Source organism: Planktothrix sp. FACHB-1355, assembly GCF_014748295.1.
In the GTDB taxonomy this organism is placed as follows: Bacteria; Cyanobacteriota; Cyanobacteriia; order Cyanobacteriales; family Aerosakkonemataceae; genus Aerosakkonema; species Aerosakkonema funiforme_A.
Window position 1 is genome coordinate 1 of sequence record NZ_JACJUP010001359.1, and the last position, 1,566, is coordinate 1,566.

At 39.4% G+C, this 1,566-nt stretch carries 1 protein-coding gene and 1 pseudogene; both read right to left on the bottom strand.

Translation table 11 applies throughout. From position 1 onward, the window contains the following. Positions 1-383 (bottom strand): annotated as a pseudogene (locus H6S82_RS32395) (glycosyltransferase); the annotation flags it as partial. Positions 384-587: 204 nt separating this feature from the next. Continuing rightward, positions 588-1,566: class I SAM-dependent methyltransferase (locus H6S82_RS32400; RefSeq protein ID WP_206756927.1), on the bottom strand; the 979-nt coding region annotated here is incomplete at its 5' end.

Below are 1,566 nucleotides of genomic sequence, written 5' to 3' on the forward strand. Positions count from 1 at the left end.
GCTTCTACACCGTGAGCGATCGTCCAGTATGGGATATTTGCCAGACGTTTCAACCAGTAGGCAACGGGGGCGAAGTTAAGGTGGGTTAAGATAATTAAATCGGGACGTTGGTACAGACCGTATCCTAGAATTTGAGAAGCAAAAGCAAAAGTTCGTAAAGGCAAAGGCCACTTGCCTGTAAAATGAAAGTTAGTACCCTCTAAGAAAGGCACTTCTGGCAGCGATCGAGTATCGTGTTTGAGAAAAACTTCGTAATTTCGATCGGGGTACAAACTTTGTAGTGCCTCTAGAAAGAAAGCCGAATAAACTTGTATTCCCCCTTTAAATTCAAAGATGTTAGGGAAACACAGGTAAATCTTACCTTGTCTAGTAATATTTGACATCCTGAGTTACTGCAAAGCTAGGGGAAGTACTATCGATAATGCGATCGAACTGCGCTCCAATTTTTTTAACATACCAGTAAATCTCTCCTTACCATCAATTTTTATTAAGTATGAGGTTGGCGATCGCGAGCCACATTTATTGATTATGTTCGCTAATTTTTGCTACTGCCTCAAGTTGCGATCGCTGCTCGATCGACTGCCCAATCATTTCTCCAGTCTATATAGACCAATTAATTGATCTGACAGATTGCATACCCACTGTCGCGGTAGTAGATCTAGAAATGCTTCTAGCAGAAAGCGACCGCCTAAAATCCACGCATTGTCATAAAATGGCGTTGCCCCGTATGTGACTGCACCGCGTCCGCGATCGACTATTTTAAAACCTATTTTTTCTAAAGTATTATCCCACTCGCTAATTGTTTTTAACGATACATGGCCGTGCAAGAAGACATTTTCAGTTTCTATATTGACTTTTTGAGATTGCTCTTTCATCGCCTGCATTTCTGCTCGCATCCTGTCAAGACGGTTTCGGCTCCAGTAGGCACCCTGAAACACATTTGGTTCATTTGGTGTGGTAATAATTAGGTATCCGTTTGGTTTGGTTATCCGCTTTATTTCCTTTATAAATAACTCCGGATCGATTAGATGTTCGATCACTTCAGAGCAATAAACTACATTAACTTCGCCATCTTTAAATGGTAGGTTTTTTGTAACGTCACAAGCTATTATATCGACATTATCCACATTGTAATATTTCTTCTTAAGATTAGCCACTTCTAATGCAGTAGGCTCAGCTTCTAAACCTATCAAACGCCAACCTGACGAATGTTTTTCTAAAAATTGACGAATTAGAAATAGATCGATGCTTTCGCCACAACCAACATCTACAAACAGATAAGGTGCTGATTTTTCGGTTTGATTGAGATCAAACAAGTGAAGATTGCGTTTAAACAGTTTTATAACTTCTTGCCGCTTGCGATACCAAAAATAATTTCCTGAAGGTGTCGCACAAATTGGACTTTGTTCGTAATCAAACTTCCCTTTTAAAATTTCGACTAATTTTTCATCAAAATTCATCCTAAGTTTCTCCTTTCTTAACGATTGACAATTATACCAAAGTTTAAAAATTCTTGTATGGGTTTGAGCGCAAACCCTTGCAGCTTGCTCAAGAACCTCCACTATC